The following is a 17,045-nucleotide window of genomic DNA, read 5'->3' on the forward strand; positions in this document are numbered from 1 at the left end:
GTTTTCTAAGTCCAGATTGGCCCGAAACTGCGCGGAATTGGCCCTTGATTCTCGGCCTCAGCCTTGAGAATGTCCGCGCCAACCGTTGGGGTGCCCCGGAACCGGGGCTGAGAGGCGCGAGCCAACCCATCGAACCTGATCCGGGCAATACCGGCGGAGGGAACGGTCTAAAACACTCAGACGTTTTCCATGCCCGCGTTGCCCCACATGCAAGAAGGGAGCGACATGGCGCATATCGCTTTGACCATCGCAGGATCCGACAGCGGCGGAGGGGCCGGTATTCAGGCCGATCTCAAGGCGATGTCGGCGCTGGGTGTGTTCGGTGCCAGTGTCATCACCGCCGTCACGGCGCAGAACACGCAGGCGGTCACCGCCGTGCATGGTATTCCGCTGGACGTGATTGCCGCGCAGATCGACGCGGTTCTGTCCGATCTGGACGTGCGGGCGGTCAAGATCGGCATGCTGGCCACGCCCGAGATCATCCAGACCGTCGCTGACGGCCTGTCCGGCTTTGCAGGCCCCATCGTGCTGGACCCGGTGATGATTGCCAAATCGGGCGATGCCCTGCTGGCGCGCGAGGCCGTGCAGACCCTGCGCGAAGTGCTGCTGCCCCGCGCCACCGTCCTGACCCCGAACCTGCCCGAGGCCGCCTGTCTGCTGGACCGGCTGGTCGCCGAAACGCCCGAGGAGATGGTCGCGCAGGGCCATGATCTTTGCACCCTGGGGGCTGGGGCCGTCCTGATGAAAGGCGGACACGGCAAGGGCGATACCTGCCATGATCTGCTGATCGATCAGAACGGCGTCATCGGTGAATTTACCGCGCCCCGTCAGGACACGCGCAACACCCACGGCACCGGATGCACCCTGTCCTCGGCCGTCGCGGCCGGTCTGGCCAAGGGGCTGCCTCTGGTCGATGCGATGGCGCAGGCGCATGACTACCTGCAAGGCGCGATCACCCGCGCGGACGAGCTGCAGGTCGGCTCGGGCCACGGGCCGGTGCATCATTTCCACCGGGTATGGCCGGCGTGACGGTCTGGTCGGTCATAGGTGCCGGCGTCGCCGGCTTGGCCGTGGCCTCGGAACTGGTGGCGCGGGGCGCGCAGGTACAGGTGTTCGATCCGGGCGGGCCGCCCGGTCCGCATGGGTGTTCCTGGTGGGCCGGCGGCATGCTGGCGCCGTGGTGCGAATATGAAAATGCCGAGGAACCGGTGCTGAGGCTGGGGCAGCAGGCGATCGACTGGTGGGCGGCCCGCACCCCGGTCGCGCGGCAGGGAACGCTGGTCGTGGCCAACACGCGCGACCTGCCCGACCTGCGCCGCTTTGCCCGCCGGACCGAGGGATTCACGCAGGTCGATCAAGCGAAAATCGCCAAATTAGAGCCTGATCTGCACGGGATTTCCCAAGGCCTGTTCTTCGCCGACGAGGCCCATCTGGACCCTCGCCGGGCATTGCAGGACCTCTATCGCGGCCTGCAGGACAAAGGGGTCGAATTCCACCGCAAGCTGGCCCCGTCGCGGCTGGACAACGCCATCGATTGCCGGGGCTTGCACGCACGCGACATCCTGCACGACCTGCGCGGCGTGAAGGGGGAAATGCTGGTGATCCGCTGCCCCGACGTGACGCTGACCCGGCCCGTGCGGCTGTTGCATCCCCGGATGCCGCTCTATGTCGTACCGCGGGGCGAGGGCATCTACATGCTGGGCGCCACGATGATCGAATCCGAGGACAGCAGCCGGATCACCGCGCGCTCGATGCTGGAACTGCTCAGCGCGGCCTATGCGCTGAACCCGGCCTTCGGCGAGGCCGAGGTGCTGGAAATCGGGGTCGATCTGCGCCCGGCCTTTCCCGACAACCTGCCGCGGATCCGCCGGCTGGGGCGGACGATCTATGCCAACGGGTTGTATCGCCACGGCTACCTGCTGGCCCCGGCGCTGGCCCGGGGCGTGGCCGATCTGGCGCTGGAAAACACACATTCGGAGATGGTCGATGAAGATCGTGCTTAACGGCGAGCCGCGCGAGGTAAACGCCGAAACCCTTTCGGAATTGCTGACGGAGTGCGGCTTTTCCGGCCGCGTCGCCACCGCGGTGAACGAGGGATTCGTGCCCTCCAGCCTGCGCATCACGCACAAACTGGCCGAGGGCGACCGGGTCGAGGTCGTCGCACCGATGCAGGGGGGCTGAAGATGAAGACGTTTTACGGCACCGAATTGCCCAACCCGCTGATGCTGGGCACCGCGCAATATCCCAGCCCGGCGATCCTGGAACAGGCCTTCCGGGCCAGCGGCGCGGGTGTCGCCACCGTCTCGCTGCGGCGCGAGGGTGCCGGCGGGGCGGGTCAGGCCTTCTGGTCGATGATCCGCGATCTGGGCGTGCTGATCCTGCCCAACACCGCCGGCTGTCACACGGTCAAAGAGGCCGTCACCACCGCCCATATGGCACGCGAGGTCTTCGACACGCTATGGATCAAGCTGGAACTGATCGGCCACACCGACAGCCTGCAACCTGACGTGTTCCAACTGGTCGAAGCCGCGCGCATTCTGACCGACGAAGGGTTCCAGGTGTTCCCCTACACCACCGAAGACCTGATCGTGGCCGAACGTCTGCTGGCGGCCGGGTGCCAGGTGCTGATGCCCTGGGGCGCGCCGATCGGGTCGGGGCGGGGTTTGAACAACGAATACGCCCTGCGCGCGATGCGGGCCGAGTTTCCGGACGTGCCGCTGGTGGTGGATGCGGGCATCGGCCTGCCCAGCCATGCCGCCCACGCGATGGAGCTGGGCTATGACGCGGTGCTTCTGAACACCGCCGTTGCCCGCGCGGGCGACCCGGTGGCGATGGCGCAGGCCATGGCGTTGGCGGTGCAGGCCGGGCAACTGGCGCATCAGGCAGACCCGATCGAGCCGCGCGACATGGCCGAACCCTCGACCCCCGTGATCGGAAAGGCCTTTCTGTCATGACGCTCGACCGTTTCTATCCGATCTTCGATCACAGTGATTGGTTGCGGCGGATGCTGCCCCTGGGCGTGAAACTGGTGCAGCTGCGCATCAAGGATCAGCCTGACGCCGTGGTGCGCGCGGAAATTGCCACCGCGCTGGCCCTGTGCCGGGACCACGGCGCGGTGCTGGTGGTGAACGACTATTGGCAGGCGGCCATCGACGCGGGATGTGACTGGATTCATCTGGGGCAGGAGGATCTGGACGACGCCGACCTGCCCGCCATCCGCAAGGCCGGGCTGAAACTGGGCGTGTCCACCCATGACGATGACGAGCTTGAACGCGTGCTGTCGATGGATCCGGACTATGTGGCCCTGGGGCCGGTCTATCCGACCATCCTGAAAAAGATGAAATGGCACCAACAGGGCCTGCCGCGCGTGACCGAGTGGAAACGGCGCTTGGGCGACATCCCCCTGGTCGGCATCGGCGGCATGAGCGTCGAGCGAGCGCCGGGTGTGTTTCAGGCCGGGGCCGACATCGTCTCGGTCGTGACCGACATCACCCTGAACCCTGACCCCGAAGCGCGGGTGCGTCGGTGGATCGAGGTCACGCGATGAGCCGTTACGCCCGCCAGATGATCCTGCCCGAGGTCGGGGCCGCGGGGCAGAACCGCCTTGCCCGCGCGCGGGTTCTGGTCGTGGGCGCCGGTGGGCTGGCCGCGCCCGCGCTGCCGCTGCTGGCCGGGGCCGGGGTGGGGCATCTGACCATCGTCGATCCCGATACGGTGGACCCGTCGAACCTGCACCGCCAGACGTTGTTCGGTGAGGCCGATTGCGGCCGCCCCAAGGCCGAAGTGGCCGCCGAACGCTGCCGGGCGCTGAACAGTGAGATCACCGTAGCGGCCAATAAACAGGCTCTAACACCGGCAAATGCCGCCGATCTGGTGGCCGAGTCCGACCTGGTTCTGGACTGCGCCGACAGCTACGCGGCCAGCTATACGTTGTCGGATACCTGCCTGGCGCAGGGCAAGCCGCTGATCAGCGCCTCGGTCCTGGGCCTGTCGGGGTATGTCGGCGGGTTCTGCGGCGGCGCGCCGTCTCTGCGCGCGGTGTTTCCCGACGCGCCCGACAGCGGGGCCAGCTGCGCCACTGCAGGCGTTCTGGGCCCGGTCGTGGCGATGATCGGCGCGATGCAGGCGCAGATGGCGCTGGGCGTGATCCTGGGCCTCGATCCCTCGCCGCTGGGCCTGATGGTGCAGGTGGAAGGGCGCAGTTGCACCAGCAGCGGATTCCGCTTTGACACCGCGCCGGAACCGGACGGCCATTTCCCCTTTGTCGCCCCTTCGCAGTTGACCCCGGACGATCTGATCGTCGATCTGCGCAGCGTCGATGAGACCCCCCGGCCGATCCACCCCAACGCTCGCCGCCTGACGGTCGAGGCGCTGAAAACAGATCCTAACAAGGGCAAAACTCTGGCCCTCTGCTGTGCCACCGGGCTGCGCGCCTGGCGCGCGGCCGAGGAACTCTGCCCCCATTGGCCCGGCCGGATCGTTCTGGTCGCCGCCGCAACGTCGTGAAGCAAAAGGAAACGCAAACCATGAAGAAGCTGATCACCGCCATTGCCCTGCTGGCCGCCGCGCCCGCCTGGGCGCAGGACAAGATGACCGTCCTGTTGGACTGGTTCGTGAACCCCGACCACGGGCCGATCATCGTGGCGCAGGAGAACGGCTATTTCGCCGAACAGGGGCTTGAGGTCGAAATCGTCCCGCCCGCCGACCCGTCGGCTCCGCCGCGCCTTGTGGCCGCCGGTCAGGCCGATTTGGCCGTGTCCTACCAGCCGCAGCTGCATCTGCAGATCCACGAAGGCCTGCCGCTGAAACGGGTCGGGACGCTGGTCGCCACGCCGCTGAACTGCCTTCTGGTGCTTGAGGATGGCCCGATCAAATCTCTGGCCGACCTCAAGGGCAAGAAGATCGGCTTTTCGGTCGCCGGTGTCGAAGAGGCCATCCTGACCGCGATGCTGAACGCGCATGGCGTGTCGCTGGACGATATCGAGATGATCAACGTCAACTTTTCGCTGTCGCCGTCGTTGATGACGGGGCAGGTGGATGCCGTGATCGGCGCCTTCCGCAATTTCGAGCTGAACCAGATGGACATCGAAGGCGTTCCGGGCCGCTGCTTCTACATCGAGGAAGAAGGCGTGCCGCCCTATGACGAGCTGATCTATGTGGCCAACCCCGAAACGATGGACAAGGACATGATTGCTCGCTTCCTGGCCGCCACCGAGAAGGCCACTCAGTTCATCGTGAACAATCCGGAAAAAAGCTGGGAGATCTTCGCCGCCACCTCGCCCGAGTTGCAGGACGAGCTGAACGCCCGCGCCTGGGTCGATACCCTGCCGCGTTTCGCGCTGCGCCCCGCGGGCTTTGATGCTGGCCGCTATGCCCGGTTCGAGGCCTTCCTGAAAGACTCCGGCATGATCGACAGCATCAATCCGGTCAGCGACATCACCATCGACGTGACCGCGCAATGAGCGACTATGGCAAAGCCTTCGCGCTTATGCGCGATGCGGCGCAGGGGCCGTGGCGGGACTATACCCGCCACGCCTTTGTCGAGGGGCTGAAGGACGGCACGCTGCCGCGCGCGGCCTTTCTGCATTATTTGCGGCAGGATTACGTGTTCCTGATTCATTTCTCGCGCGCCTGGGCGCTGGCGGTGGTGAAATCGGAAACCCATGCCGAGATGCTGGCCGCGTCGCGCACGGTGAACGGTCTGATCAGCGAAGAGATGAAGTTGCATATCGGCATTTGCGAGGCCGAGGGCATCAGCCAGGACGAGCTGTTCGCCACGCCCGAACGGCCCGAGAACCTGGCCTATACCCGCTATGTGCTCGAGGCCGGCTACAGCGGTGATCTGCTGGACCTGCTGGCGGCGCTGGCGCCCTGCGTGATGGGATACGGGGAAATCGGCACCCGGCTGGCGGCCGAGGCCGCCTCGGACACCTACCGCGATTGGATCGGAGCCTATTCCAGCAGTGAATATCAGGATGCCTGTCTGGCTGTGGGTGAACTGCTGGATTCGGCTCTGATACGGCGACTTGGGGCGGATTTCCGTACCACACCGCGTTGGGATCGTCTGTGCCGGACCTTCCGCACCGCGACCGAGCTCGAGGTGAATTTCTGGCAGATGGGTCTGACCCCATGACCCCGCCCCCCGATCTGACCATCAGTGGACAGGCTAGTATCGACGGCGCGCCTCTGTTCGCGCCGCTGACCCTGTTGCTCAAGGCCGGGCAGTGGACCTGTCTGCTGGGCGGATCGGGGGTCGGCAAGACCACGGTTCTGCGCCTGATCGCCGGGTTGGCGACGGGGGCCGAGTTCACCGGCGAGATCCGCGCCAGCGACGGGTTGCCGGTGGCCGAGCGCGTGGCCTACATGGCGCAGGACGATCTTCTACTGCCTTGGGCCACGGTCGCGCAGAACGTGGCGCTGGGCGCCCGGCTGCGCGGCGAACGGGTCGATCAGAACCGCCGCGCCCGGTTGATCGAACGGATGCGGCTGCAAGACCACATGACCAAGAAGCCCTCGGAACTGTCCGGCGGGCAGCGTCAGCGGGTGGCATTGGCCCGGACCCTGATGGAAGACAAGCCGATCATCCTGCTGGACGAGCCGTTCTCGGCGCTGGATGCGCGCACCCGCGCCGACATGCAGGATCTGGCTGCCGAGGCTTTGCAGGGACGGACCGTCCTGCTGGTTACCCATGACCCGGCCGAGGCCGCGCGTCTGGGCCAGTCGATCATGGTGATGACGCGACACGGCCTGACCCCATGCCAACCGCCTCACGCGCCGGTGCCGCGGAAGGTGGACGATCTGGAAACGCTGGAGACGCAGGGCGCGCTGCTGAAACTGCTGCGCGAGGAGGTGGCATGAAGACGCTCTCGGCCCTTGCCGCGACGCTGTTTGCGCTGGTCCTCTGGCAAGCGATCGTCACCCTGACCGGCCTGCCGAAATTCATCCTGCCCGGCCCGGCATTGGTGGCCGAGACCTGGTGGCAGAACCGCTGGCTGATCGCCGAACACACCTGGATCACCGCCATCGAGGTGCTGATCGGTTTGGCCTGCGGCACCGTGCTGGGCGTCGTCACCGCGCTGCAGCTAGCCAATTCCCGCGCTGCGCGAGTGCTGGTGCAGCCGATGCTGGTGTTCACCCAGGCGCTGCCGGTCTTTGCGTTGGCACCGTTGCTGACCCTGTGGCTGGGCTATGGGCTGTGGTCCAAGGTCGCGATGGCGGTGCTGATCATCTATTTCCCCATCACCTCGTCGTTTTTCGACGGGCTGATGCGCACGCCGTCCGGCTATCTGGACTTGGCCCGCACCATGCAGGCCAGCCCGCGCAGCGTGTTGTGGCATATCCGCATCCCGGCGGCGCTACCCTCGCTGGCTTCGGGGATGCGGCTGGCGGCGGTCTATGCCCCGATCGGGGCGGTGATCGGCGAATGGGTCGGCTCGTCGCAGGGGCTGGGATACCTGATGCTGCTGGCCAATGGTCGCGCCAAGACCGACCTGATGTTCGCTGCGATGCTGACGCTGGGGGTGTTCTCGATCCTGCTGCATCTGGCCGTGCGCCGCGCCACGGCCCGCATGGCCGGTGAGGCGCGTTAACCATTCGGAAACCGATTCTGGGGCAATCTTGGGCGCATGACCAAGGACGCTTTTGCCGAAGCCCCATCGCTGTTCGAAACTGACGAAGCGCCGGTGACGCCGCTGCCCACGGGTCGGCTGCCCTCGTATATCAAGGACCACCGCAAGCGCCTGCGTGAACGGTTCATGTCGGGCGGCGCCGGGGCGATGCCGGATTACGAGTTGCTGGAACTGGTCCTGTTCCGCTCGATCCCCCGGCAGGACGTGAAACCGCTGGCGCGGCTGCTGCTGGATACATTCGGCGATTTCAACCGGGTGCTCACCGCCCCGGCGGAACGCCTGCGCCAGATCAAGGGCGTGGGCGATACGGTCATCACCGACCTCAAGATCCTCGAGGCCTGCGCCCATCGCATGGCCCGCGCTCGGGTGATGCAGCGGCATGTGATTTCCAGCTGGGACGCGTTGCTAGATTATTGCCACACCACCATGGCGCATCGCGAGATCGAGCAGTTCCGCGTGTTCTTCCTGGACCGCAAGAACGTGCTCATCGCGGATGAGGAGCAGGCCAAGGGCACCGTCGATCACGTACCCGTCTACCCGCGCGAGGTCGCCAAACGCGCGCTGGAGTTGAACGCCTCGGCGCTGATCCTGGTGCACAATCATCCGTCGGGTGATCCAACCCCGTCGCAGTCGGATATCGACATGACCAACCGCATCAACGATGCCTGCGCCGCACTGGGGCTGACCTTGCACGACCACCTGATCATCGGCAAATCGACCGAGCTGAGCTTCCGCTCGGAAGGTTATCTCTGACCGCTAGCGCACCCAGACTTCGACACGACGGTTGGCCTTGCGGCCCCATTCCGTGTCGTCGCAGGCCATGGGCATGGCTTCACCGAAACCTTCGACGGCGATCTCGACGGTTTCGGGGACGGCGGTTTCGATCGCGGCAAGGATCGCGTTCCGCACTGTCTGTGCGCGCCGCAAGGCGATGCGGGCATTGGTTTCCGCAGCACCGTCTCCGTCACTGAAACCGACGAAGACCAGTTTGCGCCCGTCATACTGGCCCGATTCAAGCGCCTGCGCCATTTGCAGGATGTTCGATCGCGACTGCGCGTCTGGCCGCGACGATCCCGGCTCGAACCGGAAAGACACCGACAGGCGCGACAGCGGGCGCAGAGTTTCGATCATCCGTTGCAGTTCTTCCAGACCCACCTCGGACCCACCCGAGGTGATGGCGTTGGCCAACCGGTCGCCCTGAAGCCCAAGACGTACCAGTTCGTGGGACTGGTCGACGAAACCGGCTTGCCGGATGACCATCTGTGTCTCGGGGCTTTGGACATACGCCAGAAACTGGCGGGCGATCTTCGGGAGGCGCCGCTGTGGAAGATACAGGAACATCGGCAGGGTCAGCGGATAGTCCTCGGTCTTGATGGCGGCGCGCGTGGCGCGCAATGCGTGACCGCATCCGCCGGCCAGCGGCAGACTGCGCACGTTTTGCGGGTCAGCGTGGCTGACGATACCGAGTGCGAACGGATCGCGCGCAACCGCTGCTGCCAGTTCCGCGCTGCGGGTGTGGCGGATCACGTCCTCATGCGCCTGCACACCGGCTGGCTGCATCACCTGGTCTTGCACGGCCTGACCAACACCGGTTGTCACATCCGGCAGATGAACGGCGATGGGGGCATCCGGGCCACCGAGCTGTGCCCAGTTGGCGACCTCGCCATTTATGACCCGCGCCAGGTCCGAAACCGAGATCTGCTGGATCGGATTGTCCAATGAGACCACCGGCACCAGCGCGCCAAGGGCCACCACCCGCGATCGGCGCGGTCGGGACAGGTCGCCCAGACCGTTTTCCTGCGCCGCCGCGGCCTCCTGCGGGCGGATTTCGCGCATCGCCAAAGCGATGTCTGCCTGATCGGCGGTCAGATCGGCAAAACCGCGGTCGGTGTCCGAAACGCGCAGGAAAAACCGCGCCAAAGGTGCAGTCCGATCCGGCTGCGTCAGGGCAAAGACAAGCTGCGCAGGGTCCGTGCCTTCGCTTAACACGTTCAGGTTTTCTCGTTGCGCAAAGCCTTCGATCAGGGCCGGAAGTAGGGATTCGGCCATCACCGATGCGCCAGAGAAGTTCACTTCGGCCACAAAGTCGATCAGGTTGGGGCAAGCCGGACCGTCGCAGGTGACGCCGGATCCATCCACCGTCAATTCGCCGAACTGGGTGTCCACACGGTAGAACTCACCATCAAACCCCAACAGGTTCCCGGTGATCTCGACCTTGCCGTCATGCGAGGTCAGCGTGATGTCCTGAGCGAGGGCGCCTGAAGCGCCAGCCATCAACGACAACACCGTCATCGTCGCGTGAAGATACTTCATAAAGACCTGTAGACCTGCCTGCCGTTACTTTGCGGCGATTGTCAGGTCTTGGAACAGATTATTCAACACCAGAAAGTCCTGTCCGCTGTCGCAGGCCGGGAGGGTGATCGACAACTCTCGCGACCGCAGCCCTTGATCGTCCAGCAACTCGAGCGCTTGCAGATCCAGGTCCTGTCCACAATTCCGGGGAGTCACTTCGGCCTCGACGCTCAGGGCGACGGTGCCATTTGCGTCGGCCGCGTTGCGGGGGATCGAATAGATCTCGACATTGCGCTCGCCGGCAATGCCGAAGTGGACAACCTGCCCGGTGCCGGAACTGCTGGCGTTCGACCAGACATGCCCGGCTTCGCCATAGGATGCACCGAACTCCAACGCGTGCAGTTGCAATTCGGTGTCCCCCATCCATTGCAGCGCAACCCGGTCATAGTCTGAAAAATCAGGAATGTGAGTGGTGGCGACAGTGCCGCGCTGGTTTCTGAACGAGATCAGGAAAATGGCATATTCCGACAGGGCGGGAATGGACAGGTCCAGACGGCCGTCCTTGTCGGTTCGGGCGCTGAACGTCATGCCGCTGTGGTGCAGCTCGACGGTTTCATCGGGGTTGCAGGGGGCCTTCAAGGTCAAACGTGCTGTCGCGTTGGGGGCTGCCATTGCGCGGGCCCGGAGATCGCAGTTGACCTGCGCCTGAGGAACGGCAGGCTCTGCCCGAGGCGGAACCTTGGCCGAGGGTTCGGGGGCCGTGGACGCGGTCGGCGTTGCCGAGGTCAGCACGATTCCTTCCAGCCCGGCAATCACGGTGCCTTCACCAGACGGCTGGGTCATCGCCTGACGTGTTTCCTGCACGTCCGGCTGCGAGGCCGGTCCGTTCTGCATCAGGTAGCCGATGGCCAAGGCGCATGCGACCGTGCCACCTGTGGTCACGTAGTTCCGTATTACAAACAAGACACCCTCCCCAGTTGAAGGAGCGAGTCGGAGAGTGCTTAACAATCGCGGCCAATATGTGGCCGCGACGCGGACTCATTATGTCGGGAATCTGACCGGATCAGGCAAGCCGACCATGGCAGTGCTTGAATTTCTTGCCGGACCCGCAGGGGCAGGGATCGTTGCGCGACGGATTACCCCAGGTTGACGGGTCGTCCTCGACAAAGCCGGGCCGCGCATCGCCCGAGGCCTGCGCCTCGGCCACCGCCTCGGCCTGTTCGGCGGCTTTCTTGATCTGGGCCTGCTGCGCCTGCATCTGTGCCAGCATCTCGCGCTGCTCTTCTTCGGTCAGCGGGCGGACGCGGGCCAGTTGCTGGGTGACCGTTTCGCGCAGACTGTCGAGCATGTTCTCGAACAGTTGGAAGCTTTCGGTCTTGTATTCGTTCAGCGGATCGCGCTGGGCGTAGCCGCGAAAGCCCACGACCGAGCGCAGATGTTCCAACGTCAGCAAGTGCTCGCGCCATTTGCTGTCGATGGTCTGCAGCAGCACCTGCTTTTCGATGTTGCGCATGTTCTCGGGGCCGAAGGCGGCGGCCTTCTGGGCCATCATCTCGTCGGTGGCCTTGATCAGGCGCTCGCGAACCACGTCGTCGTCGACCCCATCCTCGGCCGCCCATTCCTGAACCGGAACATCAATGTTCAGCTTTTCCTTGAGGGCCGCGTGCAGCCCGTCGGTGTCCCACTGGTCGGCGTAGGTTTTGGGCGGCATGTACTGGTCAATCAGATCGTCGATGACCTGTTCGCGCATGTCCGAAACGATTTCGGACAGATCGTCGGTCGACATGATTTCGCGGCGCTGGCTGAAGATCACCTTGCGCTGATCGTTCATCACGTCGTCGAACTTGAGAACGTTCTTGCGCATGTCGAAGTTGCGGCCTTCGACCTTGGCCTGCGCGCGTTCGAGCGATTTGTTCACCCAGGGGTGGACGATCGCTTCGCCTTCTTTCATGCCCAGGGTGGTCAGAACCTTGTCCAGCCGTTCCGAGCCGAAGATGCGCATCAGGTCGTCTTCCAGGCTGAGGAAGAACACGGTGCGGCCCGGGTCGCCCTGACGGCCCGAACGGCCGCGCAGCTGGTTGTCGATGCGGCGGCTTTCGTGGCGTTCCGAGGCCAGAACGAACAGACCGCCGGCCTCCAGCACCTTTTGCTTTTCTTCGGCATGACGCGCCTCTTCCCGGGCGCGCAGTTCGGCTGGGTCGGCCTCGGGGTTCTCGGCCAGCGCCTGCATGACGCTCATTTCAACGTTGCCGCCCAGCTGGATGTCGGTGCCGCGGCCGGCCATGTTGGTGGCGATGGTTACCGCGCCCAGACGTCCGGCCTCGGCCACAATCTGGGCCTCCTGCTCGTGCTGGCGGGCGTTCAGGACATTGTGCTTGATGCCTTCCTGGGTCAGCATCTCGCTGAGCATCTCGGACTTCTCGATCGAGGTCGTGCCCACCAGAACCGGCTGGCCCTTGGCGTTGGCCTTCTTGATCTCTTCGATCATGGCCGCGTATTTCTCGGCCGCGGTGCGATAGACCTGATCATCCTCGTCGACACGGGCGATCGGCTTGTTGGTCGGCACTTCAACCACGCCCAGGCCATAGATTTCGGCGAATTCCTCGGCCTCGGTCAGGGCGGTACCGGTCATGCCGGCCAGCTTGTCATAGAGGCGGAAATAGTTCTGGAAAGTCACGCTGGCCAAAGTCACGTTTTCGGGCTGGATGGGCGCGCCTTCCTTTGCTTCGATCGCCTGATGCAGGCCTTCGGACAGACGGCGGCCCGGCATCATGCGCCCGGTGAATTCGTCGATCAGAACCACGTTGCCGTCGCGCACGATGTAGTCCTTGTCACGCTGGAACAGTTTGTGCGCGCGCAGGCCCTGGTTGACGTGGTGCACCACCGTGGTGCTTTCAGGGTCGTACAGCGACTGGCCCTCGGGCAGCAGGCCACTGGCGTGCAGCTGCTCTTCAAGGAACTCGTTGCCTTCATCGGTGAAAGTCACGCTGCGGGACTTCTCGTCGATCGTGTAGTGATCGTCCTTCAGGGACGGGATCAGGCCGTCAATGGCCGTGTACAGATCGGACCGGTCCTGAGATGGACCCGAGATGATCAGCGGGGTCCGTGCCTCGTCGATCAGAATCGAGTCGACCTCGTCCACGATCGCGAAATTGTGGTGCTTCTGGTAGACCTCGTTCAGATCCGCCTTCATGTTGTCGCGCAGATAGTCGAAGCCCAGCTCGTTGTTGGTGGCATAGGTGATGTCACAGGCATAGGCCGCTTTTTTCTCGGCATCGGGCTGGCCCGACCAGATCACGCCGGTGGTCATACCCAACGCGCCGAACACGTTGCTCATCCATTCGGCGTCACGCTTTGCCAGATATTCGTTGACCGTGACGACATGCACGCCCTTTCCGGTCAGTGCGTTCAGATAGGCGGGAAAGGTGGCGACCAGGGTCTTGCCTTCGCCGGTCTTCATCTCGGCGATATTGCCCTGATGCAGGAAGATGCCGCCCATGAGCTGCACGTCAAAGGCCCGCAAACCCAGCGCGCGCTTGGCGCCCTCACGAACGTTGGCGAATGCCTCGGGCAGCAGGTCGTCCAGGCTCTCGCCCTCGTTGGCCCGCTTGCGCAGCTCTTCGGTCTTGGCTTTCAGATCATCATCCGAGAGTTTTTCGAACTCCGGCTCCAGCGCGTTGATCTTTTCGACCAGCGGGCGGGTTGCCTTGATCTTGCGGTCGTTCGGTGTTCCGAACACCTTTTTGGCAAGCGTACCGAGTCCCAGCATGTTCACTCCAGCGGATCTTTTCTTGTCTTGGTTGCGACAGGCTTGCCCACCTTGCGCGCAACCCATAGATAGCTGGGAGGAAAAGATGGTCCTGTCAAAGGCTGCAAGCGATGTAAGCGGCAGGTTCCAGAGTGTCAACGCCACGCCCTGTCGCGGCCAGAATATAGGATGAATTCATGCCCAAAGGTCTCACTTTTCTGCCATCGCTGGCTCTTGCGGCCATGATGGCCCTGCCTGTCGCCGCTGAAACCGAACCCTCTGCCGATACGGTTGTGGCGCGCGTCAACGGCGACGAGATCACTTTGGGTCACGTGATTGCCACTGCGGCTGGCCTGCCGCCGCAATATCAGCAGTTGGAAGACGAGGTCCTGTACCAGTTCATCGTCGAGCAGCTGATCCAGCAACAATTGCTCAGCCAGGAGCAGGACGAGCTGACCCGCCTGAACGCGCTGATGCTGACCAACGAAGAGCGCTCGCTGAAGGCGGTGCAGACGGTGAACCAGATCACCGATGCCGAGGTGACCGACGACGCGATCCAGGCCGCTTATGACGCACAGTTCGCCGAGTTCCAGGGCGAGGACGAGTTCAACGCCAGCCACATCCTGGTCGCGACCGAGGACGAGGCCAAAGAGATCAAGGCGCAACTGGATGACGGCGCCGATTTTGCCGAGCTGGCCAAAGAGAAATCCACCGGCCCGTCCGGTCCCAATGGCGGCGCGCTGGGCTGGTTCGGCAAGGGCCAGATGGTGCCTGAATTCGAACAGGCCGTGATCGGGCTGGAAAAAGGTCAGGTCTCGGACCCGGTGCAGACCCAGTTTGGATGGCATGTGGTGATCCTGAACGACAAACGCAAATCCGAAGCGCCCGAGCTGGCCGAGGTGCGAGATGAGCTGGCCCAGTCCGTCCGTCAGGAGGCCATTCAGGCCAAGATCGACGAGCTGACCCAGGCGGGCAGCGTCGAGCGCCCCGAGGTCGAGGGCCTGACCCCGGACGTGGTCCGCAAGCTGGACCTGGTTCAGGAGTAACCTGGCGTGGCCAAGATCACCAAGGTGTCTCCGCTGGCCCCTGCGGCCTTTCCTGATCTGCCGGTCATCGACGGTGTACGGTTCGCCACCGTCGCCGCCGGGGTGCGGTATCAGGGCCGTACCGACGTGATGCTGGCGGTGCTCGATCCGGGCACGGCGGTGGCGGGGGTGTTCACCCGATCGGCCACACGCGCGGCGCCGGTGCTGGATTGCCAGGACAAGATCGGCGGGCCCAGCGATGGGCCGGCGGCGATCCTGGTGAACTCGGGCAACGCCAACGCCTTTACCGGACAGTACGGGCGGGCCTCGGTCGAGCAGATCACCGCAGCCGTGGCGCAGGCCACCGGTGTGGCGCAGAACCGCGTGTTCACCTCGTCCACTGGGGTGATCGGTGAGCCGCTGCCGCATGACCGGATCGTGGCCCGGCTGGACGAACTGACCGCCGGCCTGCGCGCCGACGCGTTGGAACAGGCCGCGCGGGCGATCATGACCACCGACACCTTCCCCAAAGGCGCCAGCGCGCAGGTCGAGATTGACGGCAAAACAGTCTCTATTGCGGGGATTGCCAAAGGGTCGGGCATGATCGCGCCCGACATGGCGACGATGCTGGTCTATATCTTCACCGATGCGAAGATCGACCAATCGGCGCTGCAACGGATGCTGTCCGAGCAGACCGACCGGACCTTCAACTGCATCACCGTGGACAGCGACACCTCGACCTCGGACAGCCTGCTGCTGTGCGCGACCGGCGCGTCGGGCGTGGAGGCCACTGGCAATGCCGATTTCGCGCGGGCGCTGGAATCGGTGATGCTGGATCTGGCGCATCAGGTGGTGAAGGACGGCGAAGGCGCCACCAAATTCGTCGAGATCCGCGTGACCGGCGCCGCCTCGGACGCCGATGCCAAGGTCCACGGCATGGCCATCGCCAATTCACCGCTGGTGAAAACCGCCATCGCGGGCGAGGATCCGAACTGGGGCCGTGTCGTCATGGCGATCGGCAAATCTGGCGCGGCGGCCGATCGCGACACGCTCAGCATCCGGTTCGGCGATATCCTCGTGGCCGAAAAAGGCTGGGTCAGCCCGACCTATCGCGAGGAAGACGCCGCCGCCTACATGAAAGGCCAGGAACTGATGATCGCGGTCGATCTGGGGCTGGGCGAGGGCAAGGCCACCGTCTGGACCTGCGATCTGACCCACGGGTATATCGAGATCAACGCGGATTACCGGTCGTGACATCAAAGCAATTCCAGCAAAAGTGGAGCCCGGTTTTGCGTCCGGGATTGCGGCCATGAAAACGGTTCTCGTCTCTGCCGTCGCCTTGATCGACGTGGATGGGCGGGTGTTGCTGGCGCAGCGCCCGGAAGGCAAGGCCATGGCCGGGCTGTGGGAATTCCCCGGCGGCAAGATCGAGCCGGGCGAAACCCCCGAGGCCGCCCTGATCCGCGAATTGCACGAGGAACTAGGCATCGACACCTGGGCCTCGTGCCTTGCACCGCTGACCTTTGCCAGCCACAGCTATGACGATTTCCATCTGCTGATGCCGTTGTTTGCCTGTCGCAAGTGGCAGGGCATCCCGCAGTCGAAAGAGGGTCAGGCGCTGAAATGGGTGCGCGCGAACGAGCTGCGCAACTATCCGATGCCGGCGGCAGATGTGCCACTGATCCCGATCCTGCGGGATTGGTTGTGAAGGCACGCCGCAACGTTGGCTAAGTGCTGGTTCAACTGGAAACGCAAATCTGGTGCATTTGAGAACTTGACCGGAATGTCCAAGATTAATTTTTCCCAAATGACTGTTGCTGAACGCAGCAAAATTTCAAAGCGCGCGCGTCGCAATATCGGTTCTGAGGTTACTCTCATACTTACTGCTGGTTTTGCAGCGCTCATGATTGGCCTGTTTTGGTTTGGAGACCTTACGTTCTTGCCGTTGGCCGAATTTTTGCACGTGCGCCCGACAGTTGCGTGGGTTTTATTGGCTGGGCTTCTGGCCGCTGTTATCGCCTTATTCCATGGCCTAATCGGATCCAGAAGGATCGCTTTTGCTCGACAACTTGAGTTTGAAGTAAGTCAGCTCGAAGAGGCTAGAAAGAAACAAGAACAAGATATGAAAATCGGGATGATGAGAGGGGCTGAGCAAGGACACTCCAAGGAAGATAATTGAAAGGTAAGCTTGTTTTGCTGCCCAGTTGTCTTGTCCAATACTGTGAATCCCTCCGTTCACCCCTGTTACAATTCGTAAGATTCCGGAAAACATCACGAAAAAGTTGACGCTGATCGTCCTCCTTGTCCTTAATCGGGGCAGCGGCGCGCGGGTTTGCCCGGCGACGTCGTTCC

At 63.8% G+C, this 17,045-nt stretch carries 18 protein-coding genes and 1 riboswitch; of the genes, 15 read left to right on the forward strand and 3 right to left on the reverse strand.

Features of this window, described 5'->3' with window-relative positions; genetic code table 11:
* Nucleotides 1–76 precede the first annotated feature (76 nt).
* A riboswitch (TPP riboswitch) is annotated at nt 77–179 on the forward strand.
* A gap of 46 nt (nt 180–225) precedes the next feature.
* The 11 genes from thiD to radC are packed head-to-tail and all read left to right on the forward strand — an operon-like array spanning nt 226 to nt 8,381.
* Nucleotides 226–1,029 carry a bifunctional hydroxymethylpyrimidine kinase/phosphomethylpyrimidine kinase gene (gene thiD / locus ACR0IR_RS11355; RefSeq protein ID WP_170363986.1) on the forward strand — a complete coding sequence of 268 codons (804 nt, stop codon included), beginning with the start codon at nt 226–228 and terminating at the stop codon, nt 1,027–1,029.
* A complete protein-coding gene (locus tag ACR0IR_RS11360) occupies nt 1,026–2,003 on the forward strand; it encodes an FAD-dependent oxidoreductase (RefSeq protein ID WP_170364391.1) in 978 nt (325 codons plus the stop codon). Before thiD ends, ACR0IR_RS11360 begins: the two co-directional genes overlap by 4 nt.
* Nucleotides 1,987–2,181 carry a sulfur carrier protein ThiS gene (gene thiS / locus ACR0IR_RS11365; RefSeq protein ID WP_170363987.1) on the forward strand — a complete coding sequence of 65 codons (195 nt, stop codon included), beginning with the start codon at nt 1,987–1,989 and terminating at the stop codon, nt 2,179–2,181. Before ACR0IR_RS11360 ends, thiS begins: the two co-directional genes overlap by 17 nt.
* Nucleotides 2,182–2,183: 2 nt before the next feature.
* Nucleotides 2,184–2,954 carry a thiazole synthase gene (locus ACR0IR_RS11370; RefSeq protein WP_170363988.1) on the forward strand — a complete coding sequence of 257 codons (771 nt, stop codon included), beginning with the start codon at nt 2,184–2,186 and terminating at the stop codon, nt 2,952–2,954.
* Nucleotides 2,951–3,547, forward strand: coding sequence for a thiamine phosphate synthase (locus ACR0IR_RS11375; RefSeq protein ID WP_170363989.1), 597 nt, complete (start codon nt 2,951–2,953; stop codon nt 3,545–3,547). The genes ACR0IR_RS11370 and ACR0IR_RS11375 overlap by 4 nt, the downstream gene beginning before the upstream one ends.
* Nucleotides 3,544–4,506 carry a ThiF family adenylyltransferase gene (locus tag ACR0IR_RS11380; RefSeq protein ID WP_170363990.1) on the forward strand — a complete coding sequence of 321 codons (963 nt, stop codon included), beginning with the start codon at nt 3,544–3,546 and terminating at the stop codon, nt 4,504–4,506. The genes ACR0IR_RS11375 and ACR0IR_RS11380 overlap by 4 nt, the downstream gene beginning before the upstream one ends.
* Before the next feature lie 20 nt (nt 4,507–4,526).
* Nucleotides 4,527–5,462, forward strand: a complete 936-nt coding sequence (locus tag ACR0IR_RS11385; RefSeq protein ID WP_170363991.1) for an ABC transporter substrate-binding protein — start codon at nt 4,527–4,529, stop codon at nt 5,460–5,462.
* Nucleotides 5,459–6,133 (forward strand): thiaminase II, encoded by a 675-nt coding sequence (gene tenA / locus ACR0IR_RS11390; RefSeq protein WP_170363992.1) that lies wholly within the window; start codon nt 5,459–5,461, stop codon nt 6,131–6,133. The genes ACR0IR_RS11385 and tenA overlap by 4 nt, the downstream gene beginning before the upstream one ends.
* Complete coding sequence (locus ACR0IR_RS11395) at nt 6,130–6,858, forward strand: ABC transporter ATP-binding protein (RefSeq protein ID WP_480779112.1); 729 nt, start codon at nt 6,130–6,132, stop codon at nt 6,856–6,858. Before tenA ends, ACR0IR_RS11395 begins: the two co-directional genes overlap by 4 nt.
* Nucleotides 6,855–7,589, forward strand: coding sequence for an ABC transporter permease (locus ACR0IR_RS11400; protein ID WP_170363994.1), 735 nt, complete (start codon nt 6,855–6,857; stop codon nt 7,587–7,589). The genes ACR0IR_RS11395 and ACR0IR_RS11400 overlap by 4 nt, the downstream gene beginning before the upstream one ends.
* Before the next feature lie 36 nt (nt 7,590–7,625).
* Nucleotides 7,626–8,381 (forward strand): RadC family protein, encoded by a 756-nt coding sequence (gene radC / locus ACR0IR_RS11405; RefSeq protein ID WP_170363995.1) that lies wholly within the window; start codon nt 7,626–7,628, stop codon nt 8,379–8,381.
* Nucleotides 8,382–8,384: 3 nt separating this feature from the next.
* On the opposite strand, the gene ACR0IR_RS11410 is transcribed toward radC, so the two are convergent.
* From ACR0IR_RS11410 to secA, 3 genes are all read right to left on the reverse strand, one after another.
* On the reverse strand, nt 8,385–9,941 hold the full coding sequence (locus ACR0IR_RS11410) for a phosphate ABC transporter substrate-binding/OmpA family protein (RefSeq protein WP_170363996.1): 1,557 nt from the start codon (nt 9,939–9,941) through the stop codon (nt 8,385–8,387).
* Between the two features lie 24 nt (nt 9,942–9,965).
* Nucleotides 9,966–10,883, reverse strand: coding sequence for a hypothetical protein (locus ACR0IR_RS11415; RefSeq protein ID WP_170363997.1), 918 nt, complete (start codon nt 10,881–10,883; stop codon nt 9,966–9,968).
* Between the two features lie 100 nt (nt 10,884–10,983).
* Entirely contained in the window at nt 10,984–13,689 is a 2,706-nt protein-coding gene (gene secA, locus ACR0IR_RS11420; RefSeq protein ID WP_170363998.1) for a preprotein translocase subunit SecA, read from the reverse strand.
* Nucleotides 13,690–13,865: 176 nt separating this feature from the next.
* Here secA and ACR0IR_RS11425 point away from each other — a divergent pair, with 176 nt between their 5' ends.
* The 4 genes from ACR0IR_RS11425 to ACR0IR_RS11440 all read left to right on the forward strand — a co-directional run bounded on the left by ACR0IR_RS11425 (nt 13,866) and on the right by ACR0IR_RS11440 (nt 16,872).
* Entirely contained in the window at nt 13,866–14,714 is an 849-nt protein-coding gene (locus ACR0IR_RS11425) for a peptidylprolyl isomerase (RefSeq protein ID WP_170363999.1), read from the forward strand.
* Nucleotides 14,715–14,720: 6 nt separating this feature from the next.
* Complete coding sequence (gene argJ / locus ACR0IR_RS11430) at nt 14,721–15,947, forward strand: bifunctional glutamate N-acetyltransferase/amino-acid acetyltransferase ArgJ (RefSeq protein ID WP_170364000.1); 1,227 nt, start codon at nt 14,721–14,723, stop codon at nt 15,945–15,947.
* A gap of 55 nt (nt 15,948–16,002) precedes the next feature.
* A complete protein-coding gene (gene mutT, locus ACR0IR_RS11435; protein WP_170340762.1) occupies nt 16,003–16,401 on the forward strand; it encodes an 8-oxo-dGTP diphosphatase MutT in 399 nt (132 codons plus the stop codon).
* Between the two features lie 75 nt (nt 16,402–16,476).
* Nucleotides 16,477–16,872: a hypothetical protein gene (locus tag ACR0IR_RS11440; RefSeq protein ID WP_170364001.1), complete on the forward strand. Its 396-nt coding sequence runs from the start codon at nt 16,477–16,479 to the stop codon at nt 16,870–16,872.
* Nucleotides 16,873–17,045: the final 173 nt, after the last annotated feature.

The organism is Ruegeria sp. CF2 (assembly GCF_056537385.1).

What these genes read in the sequence shown, in the direction of transcription:
- thiD (WP_170363986.1), top strand. Translation starts at nt 226, where the DNA reads ATGGCGCATATCGCTTTGACCATCGCAGGATCCGACAGCGGCGGAGGG.
- thiS (WP_170363987.1), top strand. Translation starts at nt 1,987, where the DNA reads ATGAAGATCGTGCTTAACGGCGAGCCGCGCGAGGTAAACGCCGAAACC.
- ACR0IR_RS11370 (WP_170363988.1), top strand. Translation starts at nt 2,184, where the DNA reads ATGAAGACGTTTTACGGCACCGAATTGCCCAACCCGCTGATGCTGGGC.
- ACR0IR_RS11375 (WP_170363989.1), top strand. Translation starts at nt 2,951, where the DNA reads ATGACGCTCGACCGTTTCTATCCGATCTTCGATCACAGTGATTGGTTG.
- ACR0IR_RS11380 (WP_170363990.1), top strand. Translation starts at nt 3,544, where the DNA reads ATGAGCCGTTACGCCCGCCAGATGATCCTGCCCGAGGTCGGGGCCGCG.
- ACR0IR_RS11385 (WP_170363991.1), top strand. Translation starts at nt 4,527, where the DNA reads ATGAAGAAGCTGATCACCGCCATTGCCCTGCTGGCCGCCGCGCCCGCC.
- tenA (WP_170363992.1), top strand. Translation starts at nt 5,459, where the DNA reads ATGAGCGACTATGGCAAAGCCTTCGCGCTTATGCGCGATGCGGCGCAG.
- ACR0IR_RS11395 (WP_480779112.1), top strand. Translation starts at nt 6,130, where the DNA reads ATGACCCCGCCCCCCGATCTGACCATCAGTGGACAGGCTAGTATCGAC.
- ACR0IR_RS11400 (WP_170363994.1), top strand. Translation starts at nt 6,855, where the DNA reads ATGAAGACGCTCTCGGCCCTTGCCGCGACGCTGTTTGCGCTGGTCCTC.
- radC (WP_170363995.1), top strand. Translation starts at nt 7,626, where the DNA reads ATGACCAAGGACGCTTTTGCCGAAGCCCCATCGCTGTTCGAAACTGAC.
- ACR0IR_RS11410 (WP_170363996.1), bottom strand. Translation starts at nt 9,941, where the DNA reads ATGAAGTATCTTCACGCGACGATGACGGTGTTGTCGTTGATGGCTGGC.
- secA (WP_170363998.1), bottom strand. Translation starts at nt 13,689, where the DNA reads ATGCTGGGACTCGGTACGCTTGCCAAAAAGGTGTTCGGAACACCGAAC.
- ACR0IR_RS11425 (WP_170363999.1), top strand. Translation starts at nt 13,866, where the DNA reads ATGCCCAAAGGTCTCACTTTTCTGCCATCGCTGGCTCTTGCGGCCATG.
- mutT (WP_170340762.1), top strand. Translation starts at nt 16,003, where the DNA reads ATGAAAACGGTTCTCGTCTCTGCCGTCGCCTTGATCGACGTGGATGGG.
- ACR0IR_RS11440 (WP_170364001.1), top strand. Translation starts at nt 16,477, where the DNA reads ATGTCCAAGATTAATTTTTCCCAAATGACTGTTGCTGAACGCAGCAAA.